This is a genomic window from Capnocytophaga sp. G2 (assembly GCF_035282625.1).
Lineage (GTDB): Bacteria > Bacteroidota > Bacteroidia > Flavobacteriales > Flavobacteriaceae > Capnocytophaga.
In genome coordinates, this window is record NZ_JAYKBU010000009.1 from 100,397 (window position 1) to 119,481 (window position 19,085).

The 19,085-nt window shown below is 37.7% G+C and carries 19 protein-coding genes and 1 other RNA gene; 9 read left to right on the plus strand and 11 right to left on the minus strand.

All coding sequences use genetic code 11. From position 1 onward, the window contains the following. Positions 1-32: 32 nt before the first annotated feature. An RNA gene (gene rnpB, locus VJJ03_RS06750) (RNase P RNA component class A) lies at positions 33-346 on the minus strand. A 58-nt stretch (positions 347-404) separates the two neighbouring features. Continuing rightward, positions 405-1,256 carry a neutral zinc metallopeptidase gene (locus VJJ03_RS06755; protein WP_323974581.1) on the minus strand — a complete coding sequence of 284 codons (852 nt, stop codon included), beginning with the start codon at positions 1,254-1,256 and terminating at the stop codon, positions 405-407. Positions 1,257-1,394: 138 nt separating this feature from the next. Here VJJ03_RS06755 and gyrB point away from each other — a divergent pair, with 138 nt between their 5' ends. Together gyrB and VJJ03_RS06765 are read left to right on the plus strand one after the other, a co-directional pair. Next, complete coding sequence (gene gyrB / locus VJJ03_RS06760; protein ID WP_323974583.1) at positions 1,395-3,365, plus strand: DNA topoisomerase (ATP-hydrolyzing) subunit B; 1,971 nt, start codon at positions 1,395-1,397, stop codon at positions 3,363-3,365. A 47-nt stretch (positions 3,366-3,412) separates the two neighbouring features. Continuing rightward, positions 3,413-3,844 (plus strand): hypothetical protein, encoded by a 432-nt coding sequence (locus tag VJJ03_RS06765; protein ID WP_009745320.1) that lies wholly within the window; start codon positions 3,413-3,415, stop codon positions 3,842-3,844. A 166-nt stretch (positions 3,845-4,010) separates the two neighbouring features. Here the strand turns inward: VJJ03_RS06765 and VJJ03_RS06770 are convergent, their stop codons facing one another. From VJJ03_RS06770 to VJJ03_RS06800, 7 genes are read right to left on the minus strand one after another with little or no spacing between them, the layout of a single operon-like run. Then, positions 4,011-4,583, minus strand: a complete 573-nt coding sequence (locus VJJ03_RS06770) for a phosphatase PAP2 family protein (RefSeq protein ID WP_323974585.1) — start codon at positions 4,581-4,583, stop codon at positions 4,011-4,013. Then, positions 4,576-4,803 carry a hypothetical protein gene (locus VJJ03_RS06775; RefSeq protein ID WP_323974586.1) on the minus strand — a complete coding sequence of 76 codons (228 nt, stop codon included), beginning with the start codon at positions 4,801-4,803 and terminating at the stop codon, positions 4,576-4,578. The genes VJJ03_RS06770 and VJJ03_RS06775 overlap by 8 nt, the downstream gene beginning before the upstream one ends. Before the next feature lie 16 nt (positions 4,804-4,819). Then, on the minus strand, positions 4,820-6,199 hold the full coding sequence (locus VJJ03_RS06780; RefSeq protein WP_323974588.1) for an MATE family efflux transporter: 1,380 nt from the start codon (positions 6,197-6,199) through the stop codon (positions 4,820-4,822). Between the two features lie 8 nt (positions 6,200-6,207). Beyond that, the gene (locus VJJ03_RS06785) at positions 6,208-7,815 is read right to left on the minus strand and encodes an Ig-like domain-containing protein (RefSeq protein ID WP_323974589.1); all 1,608 of its coding nucleotides are present in this window, start codon (positions 7,813-7,815) and stop codon (positions 6,208-6,210) included. A 4-nt stretch (positions 7,816-7,819) separates the two neighbouring features. Further along, entirely contained in the window at positions 7,820-8,662 is an 843-nt protein-coding gene (locus VJJ03_RS06790) for an aminotransferase class IV (protein ID WP_009745325.1), read from the minus strand. Between the two features lie 57 nt (positions 8,663-8,719). Continuing rightward, the gene (locus VJJ03_RS06795; protein ID WP_009745326.1) at positions 8,720-9,247 is read right to left on the minus strand and encodes a KdsC family phosphatase; all 528 of its coding nucleotides are present in this window, start codon (positions 9,245-9,247) and stop codon (positions 8,720-8,722) included. After that, positions 9,237-9,992, minus strand: coding sequence for a Rossmann-like and DUF2520 domain-containing protein (locus VJJ03_RS06800; protein ID WP_009745327.1), 756 nt, complete (start codon positions 9,990-9,992; stop codon positions 9,237-9,239). The genes VJJ03_RS06795 and VJJ03_RS06800 overlap by 11 nt, the downstream gene beginning before the upstream one ends. A 113-nt stretch (positions 9,993-10,105) precedes the next feature. Between VJJ03_RS06800 and VJJ03_RS06805 the strand changes: the two genes are divergently transcribed. The 7 genes from VJJ03_RS06805 to VJJ03_RS06835 all read left to right on the plus strand — a co-directional run bounded on the left by VJJ03_RS06805 (position 10,106) and on the right by VJJ03_RS06835 (position 15,825). Continuing rightward, complete coding sequence (locus VJJ03_RS06805) at positions 10,106-10,495, plus strand: lipocalin family protein (RefSeq protein ID WP_009745328.1); 390 nt, start codon at positions 10,106-10,108, stop codon at positions 10,493-10,495. Positions 10,496-10,560: 65 nt separating this feature from the next. Then, positions 10,561-11,217: a hypothetical protein gene (locus tag VJJ03_RS06810; RefSeq protein ID WP_323974592.1), complete on the plus strand. Its 657-nt coding sequence runs from the start codon at positions 10,561-10,563 to the stop codon at positions 11,215-11,217. Between the two features lie 56 nt (positions 11,218-11,273). Further along, on the plus strand, positions 11,274-11,858 hold the full coding sequence (locus VJJ03_RS06815; protein WP_323974593.1) for an acyl carrier protein phosphodiesterase: 585 nt from the start codon (positions 11,274-11,276) through the stop codon (positions 11,856-11,858). Positions 11,859-11,882: 24 nt separating this feature from the next. Next, positions 11,883-13,007: a 2-amino-4-hydroxy-6-hydroxymethyldihydropteridine diphosphokinase gene (folK, locus tag VJJ03_RS06820; protein WP_009745331.1), complete on the plus strand. Its 1,125-nt coding sequence runs from the start codon at positions 11,883-11,885 to the stop codon at positions 13,005-13,007. Then, positions 13,008-13,628: a 4'-phosphopantetheinyl transferase superfamily protein gene (locus VJJ03_RS06825; protein ID WP_323974595.1), complete on the plus strand. Its 621-nt coding sequence runs from the start codon at positions 13,008-13,010 to the stop codon at positions 13,626-13,628. Between the two features lie 49 nt (positions 13,629-13,677). Then, positions 13,678-14,085: a Holliday junction resolvase RuvX gene (ruvX, locus tag VJJ03_RS06830; protein ID WP_040358274.1), complete on the plus strand. Its 408-nt coding sequence runs from the start codon at positions 13,678-13,680 to the stop codon at positions 14,083-14,085. A gap of 6 nt (positions 14,086-14,091) precedes the next feature. Continuing rightward, the gene (locus VJJ03_RS06835) at positions 14,092-15,825 is read left to right on the plus strand and encodes a 1-deoxy-D-xylulose-5-phosphate synthase (protein WP_323974597.1); all 1,734 of its coding nucleotides are present in this window, start codon (positions 14,092-14,094) and stop codon (positions 15,823-15,825) included. Between the two features lie 60 nt (positions 15,826-15,885). Here VJJ03_RS06835 and VJJ03_RS06840 read toward each other — a convergent pair whose 3' ends face one another. Together VJJ03_RS06840 and dinB are read right to left on the minus strand one after the other, a co-directional pair. Further along, a complete protein-coding gene (locus tag VJJ03_RS06840; RefSeq protein WP_009745335.1) occupies positions 15,886-17,433 on the minus strand; it encodes a glycine--tRNA ligase in 1,548 nt (515 codons plus the stop codon). Positions 17,434-17,506: 73 nt separating this feature from the next. Beyond that, positions 17,507-18,610 carry a DNA polymerase IV gene (dinB, locus tag VJJ03_RS06845; protein ID WP_009745336.1) on the minus strand — a complete coding sequence of 368 codons (1,104 nt, stop codon included), beginning with the start codon at positions 18,608-18,610 and terminating at the stop codon, positions 17,507-17,509. Positions 18,611-19,085 lie beyond the last annotated feature (475 nt).

The window sequence follows — 19,085 nt, forward strand, 5'->3', positions numbered from 1 at the left end:
TTCAATACTTGCTTTTTCATTCTTCACTTTAAAAAGTGGGCAAATCATAAGCCGGATTCTGTGCTTTCCCTTTGGAGGAAAGTGCTTATCATTTATCTGGATGGACTGTTGCCAGACCATTCTAACCGCCTACCCTCCGACATTGAGCGAGCTACTCTTAGTTGTCGGTTTACTTGGCGTTGCACCCTATAGAGTTTACCTGATTTCACTACAGCCGAACTGTACTTGCTTTCTGTTGCACTAGTCCTCGCCTTGCGGCGGACGGGCGTTACCCGCTATAGTGCTCTGTGGTGTCCGGACTTTCCTCTATTTCTTCTCCAGAAATAGCGATAAGCTGATTTACCCAACTTTTATAATGATTAATGGTAACAATGATTAATCATTGATCATTAAACATTTAACTATTATTCAAAGGTATTTCCTTGATTGATATCACCTGTTTCATAACCTTTCATGAACCAATATACACGTTGCTTGGAGGTGCCATGGGTGAAAGAGTCGGGAACTACTTGTCCTTGCATACGTTTTTGGATAGCATCATCCCCTACAGCATTGGCTGCACTTACCGCTTCTTCTATATCATCGGCATCTAAATACTGTTTGTCATAATGTGCCCATACCCCTGCATAGAAGTCGGCTTGAAGTTCCAAGGATACCGAGAGTTTGTTGGCTTCTTTTTGGCTAAGTCTTTGTTGCGCTTGATGTACCTTTTGAGAAGTTCCTAAGAGCGTTTGTATATGATGACCTACCTCATGTGCCATTACGTATGCGATAGCAAAATCTCCTCCCTTAGCTCCAAAACGGGTACGAAGTTCCTCGAAGAAACTCATATCCATATAGAGCTTATGGTCACCAGGGCAGTAAAAAGGACCTACTGCACTGCTAGCATTTCCGCAAGCAGTTTGTACTGCATCAGTGAAAAGTACTAAGGTAGGCTTTTGGTAAGTACCTAAGTTATTTTCCTTAAATATTTTCTCCCACACATCTTCGGTATCTGCCAGTACGGTAGCAGTAAAGGCTTTGATTTCTTTTTGTTCCTCAGTAAGGTCTGCCTCATTGGCTAACTGGGAGGTTTGCCCTGCTTGGTTGAATTGTTCTAATAACGGAGCTAAAGTCTGACCTGTCTCTCCACCAAACACTTGTAAGAGAAGGATGATAATTCCAAGAACCCCACCGCCTGCAGCTATTTTTCCCGTAGTGCTAACTCCTCTGCGATCTTCCACATTGTCGCTTTGTCGTCTTCCTTGCCATTTCATAAAAGTTGTTTTTTGGCGGCAAAAATAAGTATTTTTCAAAGAATAAACAATAAAAATTTTTCCATTATTTGTTTGTAAAATTTGTGAGTGAGAAAAAAAGATTGTATCTTTGTCCGATTTTTCATAAATAAAACTCCAATGAGTGAACAATTAAATCAAGACAAATATTCAGCAGATAATATCCAGTCTTTGGAAGGAATGGAGCATGTGCGTGTGCGTCCTTCTATGTATATAGGTGATGTAGGAATGAGAGGATTGCATCACTTAGTCTATGAAGTGTTAGATAACTCCATAGATGAGGCTCTTGCAGGATATTGTGATACTATTTCTGTATTTATTAATCCTGATAATTCTATAACAGTAGAAGATAACGGTCGTGGAATTCCTGTGGATATACATAAAAAAGAAGGAGTTTCCGCCCTTGAGGTGGTAATGACCAAAATAGGGGCTGGGGGAAAGTTTGATAAAGGTTCCTATAAAGTCTCCGGAGGATTGCATGGAGTAGGGGTATCTGTGGTGAATGCACTTTCTACACATCTGACAGCTACTGTATATCGTGATGGAAAAGAATGGCAACAAGAGTATGAACGAGGGGTTGCTCTTTATCCGGTTAAAGAAATAGGAAAAACAAATAAAAGAGGAACTAAGGTTACTTTTCTCCCTGATACTGAAATATTTCAGCAATCTATAGAATTTAGTTATGATATTTTAGCTTCTCGTATTCGAGAACTAGCATTCCTTAACAAAGGAATTCGTATAACACTTACTGACTTGAGAGAAAAGGATGATCAAAGAAAACCTCTTTCTCAAGAATTCTATTCTGAAAAAGGCTTAGTAGAGTTTATCCAATACTTAGATGGTAATCGTCCTCCTATTATCTCAAAAATTATTTCCATGGAAGGAGAGAAGAATGAGATACCTGTTGAAGTAGCAATGGTATATAATGATTCCTTCAATGAGAACTTACATTCCTATGTAAATAACATTAATACACATGAAGGAGGAACTCATTTACAGGGATTCCGAATGGGGCTTACTCGCACATTGAAGAATTATGCCGATAAATCAGGATTATTAGAAAAGGCGAGCAAAGATAAGAAGAATCCTTTGGAGATCTCAGGAGATGATTTTCGTGAAGGACTTACAGCCATTATTTCAGTGAAAGTAGCGGAGCCTCAATTTGAAGGACAAACTAAGACTAAGCTTGGTAACCGAGAGGTAACTGCAGCCGTCTCTCAAGCTGTTTCTGAGATGTTGGAGAGCTATCTAGAGGAAAATCCAGAAGATGCTAAAACGATAGTAAATAAAGTGATCTTAGCAGCTCAAGCTCGCTTGGCGGCTAAGAAAGCACGTGAAGCCGTACAACGAAAATCTCCTATGGGAGGGGCAGGTCTTCCTGGTAAATTAGCGGATTGCCAAGATAAAAATCCTGAAAATTGTGAACTTTTCTTAGTAGAAGGAGATTCCGCAGGAGGAACCGCTAAGCAAGGACGTGACCAAAAGTTTCAAGCAATTCTCCCTCTTAGAGGGAAAATTCTTAATGTAGAAAAAGCAATGCAACATAGAGTGCTTGATAGTGAGGAAATTAGAAATATTTATACGGCTTTAGGGGTAACTATAGGAACGGATGAAGATTCTAAGGCACTTAATATGAGTAAATTGCGCTATTATAAGATAATCATTATGTGTGATGCCGATGTAGATGGTTCTCATATTGCTACCCTTATCTTAACTTTCTTCTTCCGTTATATGCGAGAACTTATTGAGGAAGGACATATTTACATAGCAACACCTCCTTTATATTTGCTCAAACAAGGTAAAAAAGAGCAATATGCATGGTCAGATGAGGAACGAGATGCTATTACAAATGAATTTTATTCTCAGGCACAGGCTAAGGTAGCTGTTCAGCGTTACAAAGGGTTAGGTGAAATGAATGCTACACAACTTGCGGATACTACTATGGATCCTAAACATCGCACTTTGCGTAAGGTGACTATAGAAAATGCTGTAGAAGCTGATCGTATCTTCTCTATGCTTATGGGAGATGATGTACCTCCTCGCCGTGAGTTTATTGAGAAAAATGCTAGATATGCCAATATAGATGCATAATTGAGAAGAGCGATGAAAGCTGCTCTTCTTACTCTTTTTGATTTTACATGAAGCAATGCCTAATTTCAGATTTACAGCTCATAAAGCAACTTATTCCACAGCGCTCACCTATGATAATGGTAGATGCTCTTTTGGAATATGACTCTACATCTGCTTTAGTAGGATTTACCATTACTAAGAAGAATATATTTGTACAGGGAAGTTGCCTTTCTGCAGCGGGACTTATTGAGCACATGGCACAAAGTGTAGCTCTGCATAAGGGGTATGCTTATTATTTGAATAACCAACCTACTCCTATGGGTTATATTGGAGCTATCAAGCAAATAGAAATCTATCAACTTCCGGAAATAGGAATAGTTTTAAAGACTCATATAAATATTATTCAAGAGTTCTTGGAGGTAACCTTAGTGAGGATAGAAACCTATTTAGGAGGTACTTGTATTTGTCAAGGAGAGATGAAGACAGTTTTAGCAAAATAAGTTTTCTTGGATAATCTTTACTAAAAATAGATAAGCTAAAACATCATAAAAAAATATTTAACAAGTATATACAAACCCTATGATAGGGATTTATTGTCAGTAGCGTATTTGTATAGGAAGGGGCTATTGAAGAGAAAGAGGCTGTCCGAAAAGGGTAACCTCTTTCTTATTTTATCTTTTTAATTATTATTCTTTTATAGAAAATGTACATACCATACCCGAAAAGTATACCTATGGAGAGCCCTGTAAGTACATCTAAAGGATAGTGTACTCCTAAATAGATACGACTGTAAGAAACTATAGAAGCCCATAATAATAGCCACAATAGCATTTTAGGATAGAAGTGTTTGAATATATTTCCTAAGAAGCAGGCTAAAGCAAAAGTATTGGCAGCATGGGCTGAGAAATATCCAAATTGTCCTCCACAATGAGTAAAGCGAAGTCGTCCATTAATCAAAGGATTATGACAAGGACGAAGCCTATGAAATTGTATTTTGAAGAGATTGGAGAGTTGGTCAGTTAGGGCAATCATCACAGCAATACACAAAAGGATCGCAAGGAATTGCTTTAAAGAATGCTTCTTATAGCAGAGCCAACACAGTAAAGCATATAACGGAACGGCAGTCCACTTGTTAGTAATGAATTGCCAGAAACCATCCCAAAAAGGAGAACCTAATCCATTGAGGAAGAGAATCATCTCTTGGTCAAGTTCATTAAGGGTATTTATAAAATTATTCATAGCGGCTTATTTCTCGATCATAAAAAGCGGTGGCTTCTCCAATGAGACTTTCCGCTGAGGATGCAAGTTCCTCCTCATCTTCTTTATCAAATTCTTCAAGCCATTCTACCTCATCATTAGTGAGGTTAAGGATAAAGCGAGGAAATTCTGTGTGAATAATGAAGATAGCATCGGGATAATCGGTGTTATCACCAAGTAAGAATTTAGGGAATGAATTCATATTAATGTTTTTTAAATTAAGAATGATTATGCTTGATTAATTTCCCTGATAAGAACAGAAAACGGGTAGTCTGTAAGATAGCAGAGAAAGCAAGTCCAGAGAGGAGCCCTATCCAAATACCTGTAGTTCTAAGGGAGGTATGTAGTCCTAAGTAGTAACAGATAGGAAAGGCAATAATCCAATAAGAGATAAAAGATAAAACCATAGGAATTTTTGCATCCTGTAAACCTCGTAAAGCTCCTAAAGCGACTGTCTGTAAACCATCTACAAGCTGGAAAAGAGCAGCAATTAGAAGTAAGTGTGCGGATTCATCTATTACTAAGGTAATTTTACTAAGGGAACTAAGTTTATTAGTATCAAGAAATAATGTAGGGAGCTCATATCGTAGGATGCCTATCATACCACCTAAAACTATTTGAGTTAAAAGAATGAAGAGAAAGATAGAAATAGCAACTCTACGTAGAGAAATATAGTCCTCTAATCCTTTATAATTTCCTACACGGATCATTGCCACTACACTCATCCCATTAGCAATCATGAAAGTTAAGGTAGCAATACTTAAGGCTATCTGGTTTGCTGCTTGATAGACCTCCCCTAATACACCACTAATCCAAGTAGCAGCAATAAAAATCCCAGCTTCAAAGACTACCTGTAATCCTGAAGGTACTCCTAAGTTAAGGAATTTCTTTACCATACCTCTATTTATTTTTGGAATAAGTTTAGTCATATATTGGGTCATACGAGTATCTTTATAAAGGATAATCCATAACATAAAAGGCATCATGAATCGGGAGACAAGAGTACCTATTGCAGCACCTAGTACGCCCATACGAGGACATCCCCAGTTCCCATAGATAAACAAATAGTTTAGAAAAATGTTGAATAAATTCCCAATAATAGTTACATAGAGGGAATATTGAGTAATGGAAAAACCGTCAGCAAATTGCTTAAAGGATTGGAAAATCATTAAAGGAATGATTGAGAAAGCTACCAAATGTACATAAGGTACAGCCAGGGCAATAACATCTTCTTTCTGCTGGGTATATCGCATAAGAGGTTCCGAAAAAAATAAACCTCCAAAAATGATTAAAGAAAGTAAACCGTTGATAAAAATTCCATGAGTGAGAATGGATTTGGTTTCTGTGGGATTTTTCTTCTTTTCTGATTCAGCGGTAAGAGTTGTTACTACTGTAGAGAATCCAATTCCAAATGACATTAATAAGAATACATAACTATTGCCTAAGGAAGCAGCAGCCAATTCTAAAGTTCCTACATTGCCTACCATGGCTGTATCAATTACCCCTACTAAAGTATGTCCTAACATGGAAAGAATAATCGGAGTTGCTAGGCGTAGGTTATAGCTGAATTCTTTAGTATATTGTCGTATATTTATCATATTAAGGGCTAATTATCAAAAGAGATCTCTTGTTCTACTTCCCAATTAGCACGTAATTCTATTTCTTTGGCAAAGTATCGAATATTCTCTGGTTGCCTCTTAAGCAGAAAGTTTCCTGTATCCCACTTTTTATTATGGTTGGTATCTTCTATTATGCGCAGTAGATAATTCCCAGCTTTTACAAAAGGGAAACTGTAAGTAGAGGCTGAATGTTCTACATATTGGTCATAGAGGACTTTCTTTCCATCTTTATCTGTAAGTTCTATGATTATGGGTAAGTGTAATGAATCCTTAAAGGATATTTTAAGAGAGGCAAAGTCTTCAGTGCGTTTAGCAGAAAAGGACTCTTTTAGGGTGTCACTCTTTTGGTGATAGAAGTCCTCAAAGGCATTCTGAGCAACAAGGTTGTACTTTTCTCCTTCTTTTACAGGAAGGGTAAGAGTTACTTGAGAAGTATTGGGAGTGAATTTTACTTGAAAATCTACTTGAGTACTATCTTTATCTGTAATTTGTATAGAATTTTTATCAAAAGTACGAATAGGAATATTGGAAAGAAAATGAATTTCCTCTTTAGTAGGAGAAGTCCCCTTATATTCTGTATTAATAGTAAATTTTTCAGGCTTTATTTTACGAAGTTTGATATTGAATGTATCTACTTTATCACTCTTTACTTGTAGTTTGAGGGAATCCTTTATTTGAGGATTATACCACATCCATAGAGTGTCTTTCGTGGGTTCTTTCTCTATTGCCCATTCAAAATTTGTGGGTAGAGGAGATAGAGGATGTATTTGAATGCTATCCTTTTCTCCTTGATAGCCAATGCTTATGCGTTTCTCTCCTGAGATAAAAGGACGAGAAGCCTTAGGAGGTAATATCTCCTTAAAAAGTGTGAGGGTGTAGGTAGTATCTGAGGTTGGGAGGGTAATAAATTCTTTATGAAAGCCTATCTTATCGGTCTTAGGATCAAAGAGATAATTATTGTCTTTATCTTTCATACCCACTAACATATATTTTCCTGCTCTCAGGTGAGTGAGTTCAAAAGTAGTTAAGCTATCCAAAGTGTTAACTACATAGGTAGGTCGTTCTTTGTATATAATGGAATCAGAGAATTTCTCACCTACTTCATAAAGCATGACATTCACATAGTTATCGGGCTTTGCACTTTGAGCATCTTTGATATTTCCTTTTAAGGTAAGTGAGTCAATAGCATCCCCAGTAGAAAGCGTATAGGAAAAAAAGTTTAGAGGATTTCCTTCATTGTTATCTTGAATACTTTTTCCAAAATTGAAAGTATAGGTAGTATTGGCTTTTAAAGTATCTAATATTTTAATATCTATGTACTTAGCTGCATTTCCTGAGGGGGTGATCTCAGGAAAATATTTCATAGGAGGAGAGATGATAAGTTGTTTGCGTATATCTTTTAGAACAACATATTCATCAAAATAAATACGAATACGATTTCCTACAAAGTGGACTGATTCATTAGGAGGGGTGGTTCTTAGTACTTTTGGAGGGGTTTTATCCTGTTCACCTCCAGTAGGAGATCCAACACGAGCACATGCTATCCATAAGAAAGCAATACACAAACTCACGAGAAAATGATATTTTTTTTTCATAGTTTTATCCTAAGCGTGCAAGAGTATTGAGTTTTCCCAATAGCTTTATTGCTGTTGTATTTGTAAATTCCTTTTTACGATATTTACTTACAGACTGTATACCCTCACGAGTATTGGTAAGAAAAAGCTCATCTGCTTTTTGTAATTCAAAGGGAGATACTGTACGTTCTTCTAAAGTAAAATCATTAGTTTTTCTAATGGCCTCTATAAGCTTTTTACGAGTGATGCCATTAGGAACTCCATCGGACAAGGGAGGAGTTACTATCTCATTTCCAAATACTAAGAATATGTTTCCATCCAAAAAACTTACTACATTTTTATTTGTATTCATCAGGATACAATTCTGATAATCATTCTCTCTGGCAAAAACACTTCCTATTATATTGAGTAGGCGGTTGGTGGAGTTAAGGGTGGACAATAGGTCTGTTTGTGTATAGTAATCTCTAAAGAGTTCTACTTCATAAGGAATATTAAGGTTTTGATAGAAAGGAGTGGTGATCCCGTCAATATCAATACAATAATTTATATCTTGATTCTCAGGAGTGTAACCGCCTCCCTCTTTGCGAGTAATGGTAGTTCGTATCAACAGAGGTTTAGCACTCAATGAATTTGCCTGTATAGTCTTCTGAATTTCATTTTCCAAGAATTCAAGGGTAAAGCTATTAGGAATATCCATACGAGCAATACGCATAGTTGCCATAAGCCGTAAGTAATGTTCTTCCCAAAAAAGAAATTTCCCTTCTACGTATTTTACAAGGTCAAAAACGCTATCTCCATAAAGAAACCCACGATTTTTAGCAGAGATGGCAGGGGTTGTCTGTTGTATTTCTCCGTTATAATTAATCATTATTAGTTGTAATATAATTTAACAAGTGGCAAAGATACACATTATTTTTTAGTTTGTCTATAAGCGTTGGGTCAACTCTGTAAGCCATTTTCCCTGTACTTTCATTACCTGTTCTATAATTTCTCTTACACAACCTTCTCCTCCTTTTAAGTAGGAGATATACCGAGAGACAGCTTTTACTTCAGCTACGGCATCTTGTGGACAGGTAGGTAAACCTACTAACTTCATAGGAGCTACATCAGGTATGTCGTCCCCCATATAGAGGATTTCCTCAGGGCGAAGTTGATACTTATCCATAAACTCCTTTAGGGGTTCTATCTTCAGATGATTAGCCATATAGATATCAGTAATCCCTAACTGTTCACATCTTTTACGGGTGCCTATATTATTCCCTCCTGTGATGATAGCGATACGATAGCCCTGATTAACAGCCTGCTTAATGGCATAGCCGTCCTTTACATTGAACGAACGCAACAGATCGCCATCGTTCTGTACCAATACTTGGCACTGAGTAAGCACCCCATCTATATCAAAGATAAAAGTGGTAATGTCCTTTAATAATTCCTTGTAATTTTTATTTTCCATAAGTATTTAATATAGAGGTTGATATATTTTTATAGATTTCTTTTTCTAATCCATGTAATAATTCTAAGTGATTTTTTATGATGGCTCTGTCTCCTCGCTTAGCAGGACCTGTTTGTGCTTGAAAGAAAGATATTTGCTGAACTTTTTGATAGGTCTCATCCAAAAGAGGTTGTAGAAGTTCAAAGGGAATTCTTTTTTGCTGACAGAGTTTTTCGCTTAAGTACCAGAGATGGTTGGTGAAATTATTTAGAAAAACAGCAGCTATATGTAAGTATTGCCTTTGTAGGCTATCAATAGCATAATATTTAGGAGAGAAAACTCTCGCTAAACCCTCTAATAATGGAAAATCTTCCTTATATTCTGTTTCTAAACAGAAAGGCACTTTTGAGAAATCTATGGTTTGCCCTTTTGAAAACGATTGTAAGGGATAGAAAACACCTCGCCGTTGTCTGTCACTTAGAGCTCCTAAAGGAACACTTCCTGAGGTATGTACCACTAGCCTCCCTTCAAAAGGTAAGTCTAATGAGAGGGAGGATATCGCCTCATCTTTTACCGAAATAATATAGATATCTGCCGGAAGTAAATCTTCCAAAAGCATTATTTTCTCAGTGGGAATACTGGAGAAGTGAGCACTTAGAGGGCTCCTATTATATAGTTGTACAAGGGTGTACTCTGAACTTTTGGAAAGTCCTTGGGCTAAGTGATAAGCTACATTTCCACCACCTAAAATAGTTACTTTCTTCATGGATAAGAAACAAATGCCAAAAGTACTATATTTTTACTAAACAAAAAAGTTTTATTTTATTTTTTTAGGACAATTGAAAGAAAAGATGTACTTTTGCACTCAAAATTACTTCAATGAAAAAAATTATAGGCATCACTGCCCTTTTGGCACTACTGGGTGCTTGTTCAGAAAAGAAATCTTCTTTGGCAGGAGATTGGCAAATGACAAGTATTGCTGTGAATGGGAAAACACAACCTTTAGATGATTGTACTAAGAAGACTTATCTTTCCTTTGGAAAGGATTCTATTATCTATCATACTTTTATGCAAAGAGAAGATTGTAAAGAGGATAGTTTCAAGCTCGCTTATACGGCAAGCAAAGATAGTATAAAGGTAACCAATGAAACAGGAAGAATAGAACGTAGTGCTTATACTATTAAGAATGATTCTTTAATAATTTCTGATACAGCAGAAATGCAAGGACAAAAGTTTACCTCTAGATTGGTTCTGGTAAAGAAAAAATAGTAAACAAACAAAGGCGTAATCCTCTGCGCCTTTGTGTTTGGCATGCTTTTTGCTTTTTTCTTGACATGAGAACAATTCTAATAGTATTCTTAGCTTTTACTGCTTATATGTATGGGCAACCTGAGAAGCTTTCTACAGGAAGGTTTTCGCTTACTCCTAAAAAAGAAGCCCCTTTGCAACCTAAATCCTCTGAAAAAACCTCAGGGGTGGAATCTTGGATGAAAAACTATCTGAAAAATAATCCAACTCCTTCTTTCTCTTCAGAAAATAAAGGAGTAGATTTCACAGGTCAGTATCGTAAGGAATATGCTCATAAGGAATTTAAACTCCCTGATCACTTGACCAATTTGAAACAAGAAGAAGAATATGACCTCTCCGCACTTAAGGGAGATAAATCCTATGGAGAGTTCAATAGTACTGCTGATGCAGTAGGTATCTTCTGTAGGGATTATGCTGATGTGGATGGTGATTTGGTAGATGTGTATCTCAATGATGAACTCATAGTAAGCAATGTATATCTTCGTGGTAATTTCCAAAAATTACATATTCCTCTTAAAATAGGTTTTAATAAAATAGAAATCAAGGCTCTTAATCAGGGGCTCTATGGACCTAATACTGCTGAGTTCCGTGTAATAGATGAGAATAATAATGTGCTTATTAGTGAAACATGGGCGCTACTTACGGGTTATAAAGCACGTTTTGTTATTGTAAAGGATAAGTAATGATGATTAATGATTAGTATTAATAGTTATTAGCCATTAATTATTAATAATGGAAAATGAATTTCTTAGCACATATCTTTTTATCGGGAGATGATAATGATTTACTCAAGATAGGAAACTTTATGGGAGATACCATACGTGGAAAACAATATTTGGACTATCCTCAACCTGTCCAAAAAGGTATCCTCTTGCACCGACAGATAGATACTTTCACTGATGCTCATCCTCGTTTTCGTACTAGCAAAAAGCGGTTAGTCCCCCTCTATGGTCATTACGCAGGGGTGATTACAGATATTTTCTATGATTACTTCTTGGCTAAGCATTGGCAAACATTCTCTGCTATGCCACTGGACACTTATATTACTCAATTTTACACCCTTCTACAGGAAAAAAGAGAAATACTTAATACGAGAACTCAATCTATTGTGTCTTATATGATTCGGGATAATTGGCTCAAAGCCTATCAGACTTTTGCAGGTCTTAGCAAAATCCTTTATCAAATGGATAGGCGTACAGGATTCCGTTCACAGATGCAATATGCTACTGATTCTCTTCGAACAGAAGAATCTTTTTTTGAACAAGATTTTTTTCCTTTTTTTGAAGATATTCAAGACTTTGTAAGACAAAATCTTAATTCTTAATTTTTCATAAATCGAACTTATCCAATGGCATATCATATCTTATATCTTTCTTTAGGAAGTAATTTAGGAAATCGTGAACAGTACTTACAGCATGCTCTTTTTTTGCTTACACGGTCGGTGGGAGAAGTAGCAAAAGTATCCTCTTTATATGAATCCCCTGCATGGGGATTTTCCTCAACTCCTTTTTATAATATTTGTGTGGAAGTGCATACTCAATTCTCTTTGGAGGAAGTTCTGTGTAAGATACATACTATAGAAAGACATTTAGGACGTGTGCGTGCTACCTCTTCCTCACAAGAGTATCAGGCACGGACTTTAGATATTGATATTCTGTACTATGATGATATTGTTGCTCAAACTAATCAGCTTTGTGTACCACACCCTAAAATGACTTTTAGGAAGTTTGTATTGATTCCTTTAATGGATATTGCTCCACAATATATGCATCCTATCCAGAAAAAAACTACGGAAGAACTCCTAAAATCTTGCCCTGATGCTGCGGAACTTTCTTTGGTAAGAAAGAAAATTTCTTTATTAAATCCTTCTTATGCCACACAATATCAATATATTACTGTAGAGGGAAATATAGGAGCAGGAAAAACATCTTTAGCCACAAGGCTTGCAGGGGATTTTTCAGGAAAACTACTCTTGGAAGAATTTCTTTCCAATCCTTTTTTAGAAGATTTTTATAAGGAACCTCAACGTTTTGCTTTAGCAACAGAACTAAATTTTCTCAAAGACCGTTATAAACAGCTACAGAAGGTACTTGCTAATAAAAAAGAAAAAATTCCACTTATAGCTGATTATGCCCTTTCTAAATCGCTTATTTTTGCTTCTGAGACACTAGGAGCAAAAGAATATACTCTCTATGAGGAGATTTTTTATTTGTTCTTTGAGCGTATGGAAAAACCAGATTTATATATCTATTTACATCAAAATACTAACATTTTATTACAAAACATACAGAAAAGAGGAAGAAGCTTTGAGACTCCTATTTCTAAAGAATATTTAGAACGTATAGAGAGAAGTTATCTCTCTTTTCTAAAGAAAAATACTTCCTTAAATATATTAGTTATAGATGTTTCTTATATGGATTTTGTAAATAATGAAGACGATTACCAGTTTATCACCGCCCTAATTGCGAAATAGATGCCTTTTTTCCAGCAACTCCATATAGTCGATACCCATGTTTATACATGGCAACTCACTGAGACGGTGGTGCAGCTTAGCTCTGGTCTCACCCTCTCCCAAAGGGAGGAAGAGCGGCTGACGACCCTCCACAGCGAGAAAAAACAGAGGGAGTTTTTAGCCCTCCGCCACCTCTTGCGGGAGGCGCAACTACCTACCACAGCTCTTTACTATACCTCGGAGGGTAAGCCGCAGATAGAGGGACAATATATCTCTATCTCTCATAGCCACGATTTTGTGATGATTGCCCTAAGCCCGCACCCCATAGGGATAGACATAGAGCGCTGTACCCCCCGTATCCTTCGCCTTGCCCCCCGCTTTACCCCTTGGCAAGCTCCCTCTGATATGGACGAGCTTACCCAGATACAAGCCTATACCCAACTATGGACGATCAAGGAAGCCCTCTATAAGATAGCCGACCTACCTTCAGTACGCTTTTATGAGGACTTGCAAGTGCCTCATTTCCAATCCTTCGCCTCTCGCCAACAAGCACTCATCACCCATCCCGAGGGAGATAAAGCGTATGAGACACGGAGCTTCTTTTGGGAGGGATATATATGGACGGTGGTAAGTGAAGAATGAAAAGTGAAAAATGAAGAGAATAACTCAAAACTTAAAATTAAAAGCTCAAATGCGTATTCTTGCTATAGACTATGGTACCAAGCGTTGTGGTATCGCGGTAACGGACGAACTCAAGCTCATTGCCTCGGCACTGGCGACAGTAGAAACAACTGAACTATTGGATTTCTTGCAACAATATTGCCAGAGCGAATCCGTAGAACGGATCATCATAGGTCTACCTAAGCAGACCTCGGGCGAACCCTCTGAGAGTGAGGCTGCTATTGTATCCTTTATGGAGAAACTCCAAGAGAAACTCCCCGAAATACCCGTCTCCCGCTATGACGAACGCTTTACCTCCAAAATAGCCTCACATATATTGGTGGAAAGCGGCACTAAGAAAAAAAAACGACAAGACAAAGCCCTCTTGGATCGCATCAGTGCCACACTTATTTTACAGGATTATTTGAGTTCTTTGTAATAAAAAATGACTTTACTCGAACAAGTATATACCCCTGCGGATATCCGCCATTTCTCTCTCGCTGAGCTTAGGCAGCTAGCGGGGGAGTTGCGCCATTTTATCATTAATGAAGTAGCTACCAAAGAAGGCCATCTAGGGGCTGGCTTGGGCGTGGTGGAGCTGACCATCGCCCTACATTATGTCTTCAATACTCCTGAGGATATATTGGTCTTTGATGTGGGGCATCAGGCCTATCCGCATAAGCTCCTTACAGGCAGGCGCGAACGCTTTGCTACCAATCGCCAATGGGGTGGCCTTTCAGGTTTTCCAAGGCGTAAGGAGAGCGAATACGACCCCTTCGGTACAGGCCATGCAGGCACTTCGCTATCGGCAGTATTGGGCATGGCTACCGCGGCAGTGCTCGAGGAGAATTTCTCACGCAAGCATGTGGCTGTCATCGGGGACGCTTCTTTTGTCAATGGCATGGCCTTGGAAGCACTCAACCAAATGGGAGATAGCAAGGTCAATATGCTGGTGGTACTCAATGACAACCAAATAGGCATAGACCCCTCCACAGGTGCTTTTCGCTATTACTTGGAACGCTTGGCAAAGGGAGCCGATAAGGGTAGTTTCTTTGCTGATTTGCAAATAGAGTATCTAGGCAGCTACGATGGGCATTCCTTTGAAGAGCTAATTCCTATACTAAGCCAAGCAAGAGATTTCTTTGGGGTACAACTAGTGCATATCCGTACCACCAAAGGCAAGGGCTACCAAAGGGCAGAAGAACGACAGACGCTTTTTCATGCCCCAGGCAAGTTTGACCCCGCAACGGGTATACTTCTCCCTCAGCAGAGGCAACAAACGAAGTTTCAGGACGTTTTTGGCCATACCCTCTGTGAGTTGGCCGCAGAGAACAAGGCTATTGTGGGCATTACTCCAGCCATGGTAACAGGTAGTTCACTCCACTATATGCAGCAACAATTCCCTGCTCGCACCTTTGATGTAGGCATAGCCGAAGAACATGCAGTCACCTTTGCCGCAGGATTGGCCACTCAAGGACTATTGCCATTCTTGGTCATTTATTCTACTTTTCTGCAAAGGGGCTATGACCAACTCATTCACGATGTAGCTTTGCAACAGCTCAAAGTGATTTTCTGTATAGATAGGGCAGGCCTAGTGGGGGAGGACGGTGCTACCCATCAGGGAGTGTTTGATATAGCTTACTTAAGATGCATTCCTAATATAGAAATATTTGCTCCACGTAATGAGGTAGAATTAAGAAATATTCTTTATACAGTACAATTACCTGAGTATGATAAAGCTATTGCCATTCGTTATCCACGTGGTTATGGAAGGCTCATCCATTGGCATTTCCCTTTTGAAAGGATAGAAAAAAAAGGCATACAACTTAAGGAAGGAAATCGCTATGCTATTCTTTCGGTGGGTACTATTGCTGATGAGGTAATGGAAGAAATTAATAAGCGTCCTGATAAAGAGGATTTTGCTCATTATGATATGCGTTGGATAAAACCTTTGGATGAGGGACTACTACGTCATATTTTTCAAAAATATGAAGCTATTATTACCGTAGAAGAAGGGTGCAAAGCAGGAGGATTTGGGGAAAGTATAGCTGTTTTTACTAAGGAAAAAGGATATAATCTCCCAGTAAAGATAGTAGCCATAGCCGATGTTTTTGTAGAACATGGAAGTATAGTCATACAGCGTGAATTTGCAGGACTTACGAATTTTCTAAGGTATTAAAAAGTAAAGGCCTATCTTTATAAGAGAAAGGTCTTTACTTTTTTAGGAAATATAGAAAAATTATTTATTAATTTTTCTAAGCCATTGATTCATATCTACTTCCTTAAAAATAATATCTTTTAAGGATGCAATAGGCACGCGCTGTTGCTCCATGGTATCACGGTGGCGGATAGTAACAGTATTGTCCTCCTTGGTCTGATGATCCACTGTCACACAGAAAGGGGTGCCTACGGCATCTTGCCTACGATAGCGACGACCTACGGCATCTTTCTCGTCATAGGCTACAGTAAAGTCGTATTTCAAATCATTTAATATTTGCAAAGCGATTTCTGGTAAACCATCCTTCTTAAGTAAAGGTAATATGGCTACCTTTGTAGGAGCAAGTACAAAAGGCAAGCGTAGTACAGTACGAGTTTCGCCTCCTTCTAGAGTTTCTTCCTGTAGGCTGTGAGAGAATATCGCAAGGAAGAGTCGGTCAAGCCCTACGGAAGTTTCCAATACATAAGGTATATAACTCCTGTTCTCCTCTGGATCAAAATATTGGAGCTTTTTTCCCGAATATTTTTCATGATTACTTAGGTCAAAATCAGTACGAGAGTGGATTCCCTCTAATTCCTTAAATCCAAAAGGAAACTTAAACTCAATATCACAGGCTGCATCAGCATAGTGAGCAAGTTTTTCATGATCATGGAAACGATAGTTTTCTACTCCTAATCCTAAGGAGAGATGCCAATCCAAACGTGTTTTCTTCCAATGTTCATACCATTGTTGTTGGGTTCCAGGTTTGATGAAGAATTGCATTTCCATTTGTTCAAATTCACGCATACGAAAAATGAACTGACGGGCTACAATCTCATTTCGGAAAGCCTTCCCTGTTTGGGCAATTCCAAAAGGAATTTTCAAGCGCCCTGTTTTTTGCACATTGGAGAAATTTACAAAAATACCCTGTGCTGTTTCTGGACGTAAGTATAAGTCCATTGCACCTTCAGAAGCAGCTCCAAGTCTGGTGCCGAACATCAGGTTGAACTGTTTTACTTCAGTCCAATTCTTTGTGCCTGAAATAGGGCAAACAATCTCCAATTCTTCAATGAGGGCTTTTACATCTGCTAAATCCTCACGTTCGAGAGATTTTCCTAAACGATGTAGAATAGCTTCTGCTTTTTGTTTGTATTCAATAACTTTAGGATTGGTGCTGATAAATTGTTCCTTATCAAAGGCTTCTCCAAAGCGTTTTTGTGCTTTGGCAATTTCTTTTTCTATCTTTTCTTCTATTTTAGCTACATAATCCTCTACCAAAGTATCAGCACGATAGCGCTTTTTGGAATCTTTATTATCAATAAGAGGGTCATTGAAAGCATCTATGTGACCAGAGGCTTTCCAGGTGGTAGGATGCATAAAGATAGCAGCATCTATCCCTACAATATTCTCATGGAGCTGCACCATCGCTTTCCACCAATATTCACGGATATTCTTCTTAAGTTCTACCCCATTTTGAGCGTAGTCATATACGGCACTAAGCCCATCATAGATTTCACTGGAAGGGAAAATATAACCGTATTCCTTGGCATGAGCAATTACTTTCTTGAAAAATTCTTCTTGATTTGCCATTATACTAATTTTAAGTAAGTGCAAAAGTAGTAAAAAATATGTTTATGAAAAGATTTTTGAGAAAAAAATTAAATTATTTTTTAGGATACTCCTCCCAAGGGGGAAATTCAAAATAGAGTTGTACCCAATGAGGTTCTTTATCCTCCTTAATAGGATAATTAAAATTGCTAAGAGAAACCCCTAATAACCGTATAGACTCTCGGAGTTTTTCTTGATAGAGAAGTTCTTTGACAATATGATAGATAGTAGGACTATCCCCTATAAATTCAGGTATGGTACGGCTACGTGTTTGTATCTTAAAATCACTATATTTGAGTTTTAAAGTGACTGTCTTGGCTAATAGTTTTTTCTTAGAAAGTCGTAATGACACTTCTTCACTTAATTGTTGTAAAGGCTCTGTCATAAATATTTCACTGGAAATATTCTTCTCGAAGGTGTGCTCCACCCCAATTGATTTTATTAGGCGAAAAGGTTGCACGGGACTCAAATGAATTCCACGAGCAATCTGGTAGAAATATTCACCACTATTGCCAAAATAGGATTGTAATTCTTCTAAACTCTTAGCACGAAGATCTGCCCCAGTGAAGATCCCCTTCTGATACATCTTTTCAGCAGTTACCTTACCTATTCCATAGAATTTCTTAACATCTAATCCTTCTAAAAAGGAAAGCACTTTACTTGGAGGAACTGTCTTCTGCCCATTGGGCTTGTTATAATCACTAGCAATCTTAGCGATAAATTTATTAACAGAAATACCGGCAGATGCAGTAAGTCCTGTCTGTTCAAATATTTTAGAACGTATCTGCTCAGCAATAAGGGTTGCTGAGGAAAGATTCTTTTTATTGGTAGTAACATCCAGATAGGCCTCATCCAAGGAAAGAGGTTCTACAAGATCAGTATATTCATAGAAGATGTTACGTATTCTTGAGGAGATTTCCTTGTATCGTTCAAAGCGAGGTTTTACAAAGATAAGGGTGGGACATAAGCGCCTTGCAATGACTCCTGACATGGCACTATGTACGCCATATTTACGAGCTTCATAGCTTGCAGTAGCTACCACTCCACGAGGTTCACTACCTCCTACAGCGATGGGCTTCCCTAATAAGGAGGGATTGTCATGCTGTTCTACGGAGGCATAGAAAGCGTCCATATCAATATGAATAATTTTACGTTCCATAATAATGATGCAAAGATAGTGATTTTATTGTATATTTTAAGAATCCAAATAAAAATGTATACTCTGAACAAGAATATTTCATTTTGTTAAATTTCTGAACTTAATATTTTTAGCTATGAAAGATACCTCCATAACGAAGTTAAACTTTAAAGATTTTGCAAAGGGATTATATATAAAATTATTTGATCAAAAACAAAAACTTAGAAATACTGAACATATTTCCCGCCGCTAACCGTTAATATTAAGTTAAACTTTAAATAATAAGAGATTATGGATCAATGAGATGAGAGATAACTATGGAGAGAGTATAAAAAAACATTTGTTCAATTGGAAAAGAAGTATTACTTTTGCACCCGCTTTCAGAAAGGGAGCGAAGTTCATAGGAATAGACTAGGAAAAATATTTTTCAAAAAAAGTTTTGTCAGTTTGAAAAAAGGTTGTACCTTTGCCCCCGCTTTCAAAAAGGGAGCGTTAA

Bases quoted from the DNA above. Each gene is read 5' to 3' on its own strand.
- VJJ03_RS06755 (WP_323974581.1), bottom strand. From the start codon at position 1,256: ATGAAATGGCAAGGAAGACGACAAAGCGACAATGTGGAAGATCGCAGA.
- gyrB (WP_323974583.1), top strand. From the start codon at position 1,395: ATGAGTGAACAATTAAATCAAGACAAATATTCAGCAGATAATATCCAG.
- VJJ03_RS06765 (WP_009745320.1), top strand. From the start codon at position 3,413: ATGAAGCAATGCCTAATTTCAGATTTACAGCTCATAAAGCAACTTATT.
- VJJ03_RS06770 (WP_323974585.1), bottom strand. From the start codon at position 4,583: ATGAATAATTTTATAAATACCCTTAATGAACTTGACCAAGAGATGATT.
- VJJ03_RS06775 (WP_323974586.1), bottom strand. From the start codon at position 4,803: ATGAATTCATTCCCTAAATTCTTACTTGGTGATAACACCGATTATCCC.
- VJJ03_RS06780 (WP_323974588.1), bottom strand. From the start codon at position 6,199: ATGATAAATATACGACAATATACTAAAGAATTCAGCTATAACCTACGC.
- VJJ03_RS06785 (WP_323974589.1), bottom strand. From the start codon at position 7,815: ATGAAAAAAAAATATCATTTTCTCGTGAGTTTGTGTATTGCTTTCTTA.
- VJJ03_RS06790 (WP_009745325.1), bottom strand. From the start codon at position 8,662: ATGATTAATTATAACGGAGAAATACAACAGACAACCCCTGCCATCTCT.
- VJJ03_RS06795 (WP_009745326.1), bottom strand. From the start codon at position 9,247: ATGGAAAATAAAAATTACAAGGAATTATTAAAGGACATTACCACTTTT.
- VJJ03_RS06800 (WP_009745327.1), bottom strand. From the start codon at position 9,992: ATGAAGAAAGTAACTATTTTAGGTGGTGGAAATGTAGCTTATCACTTA.
- VJJ03_RS06805 (WP_009745328.1), top strand. From the start codon at position 10,106: ATGAAAAAAATTATAGGCATCACTGCCCTTTTGGCACTACTGGGTGCT.
- VJJ03_RS06810 (WP_323974592.1), top strand. From the start codon at position 10,561: ATGAGAACAATTCTAATAGTATTCTTAGCTTTTACTGCTTATATGTAT.
- VJJ03_RS06815 (WP_323974593.1), top strand. From the start codon at position 11,274: ATGAATTTCTTAGCACATATCTTTTTATCGGGAGATGATAATGATTTA.
- folK (WP_009745331.1), top strand. From the start codon at position 11,883: ATGGCATATCATATCTTATATCTTTCTTTAGGAAGTAATTTAGGAAAT.
- VJJ03_RS06825 (WP_323974595.1), top strand. From the start codon at position 13,008: ATGCCTTTTTTCCAGCAACTCCATATAGTCGATACCCATGTTTATACA.
- ruvX (WP_040358274.1), top strand. From the start codon at position 13,678: ATGCGTATTCTTGCTATAGACTATGGTACCAAGCGTTGTGGTATCGCG.
- VJJ03_RS06835 (WP_323974597.1), top strand. From the start codon at position 14,092: ATGACTTTACTCGAACAAGTATATACCCCTGCGGATATCCGCCATTTC.
- VJJ03_RS06840 (WP_009745335.1), bottom strand. From the start codon at position 17,433: ATGGCAAATCAAGAAGAATTTTTCAAGAAAGTAATTGCTCATGCCAAG.
- dinB (WP_009745336.1), bottom strand. From the start codon at position 18,610: ATGGAACGTAAAATTATTCATATTGATATGGACGCTTTCTATGCCTCC.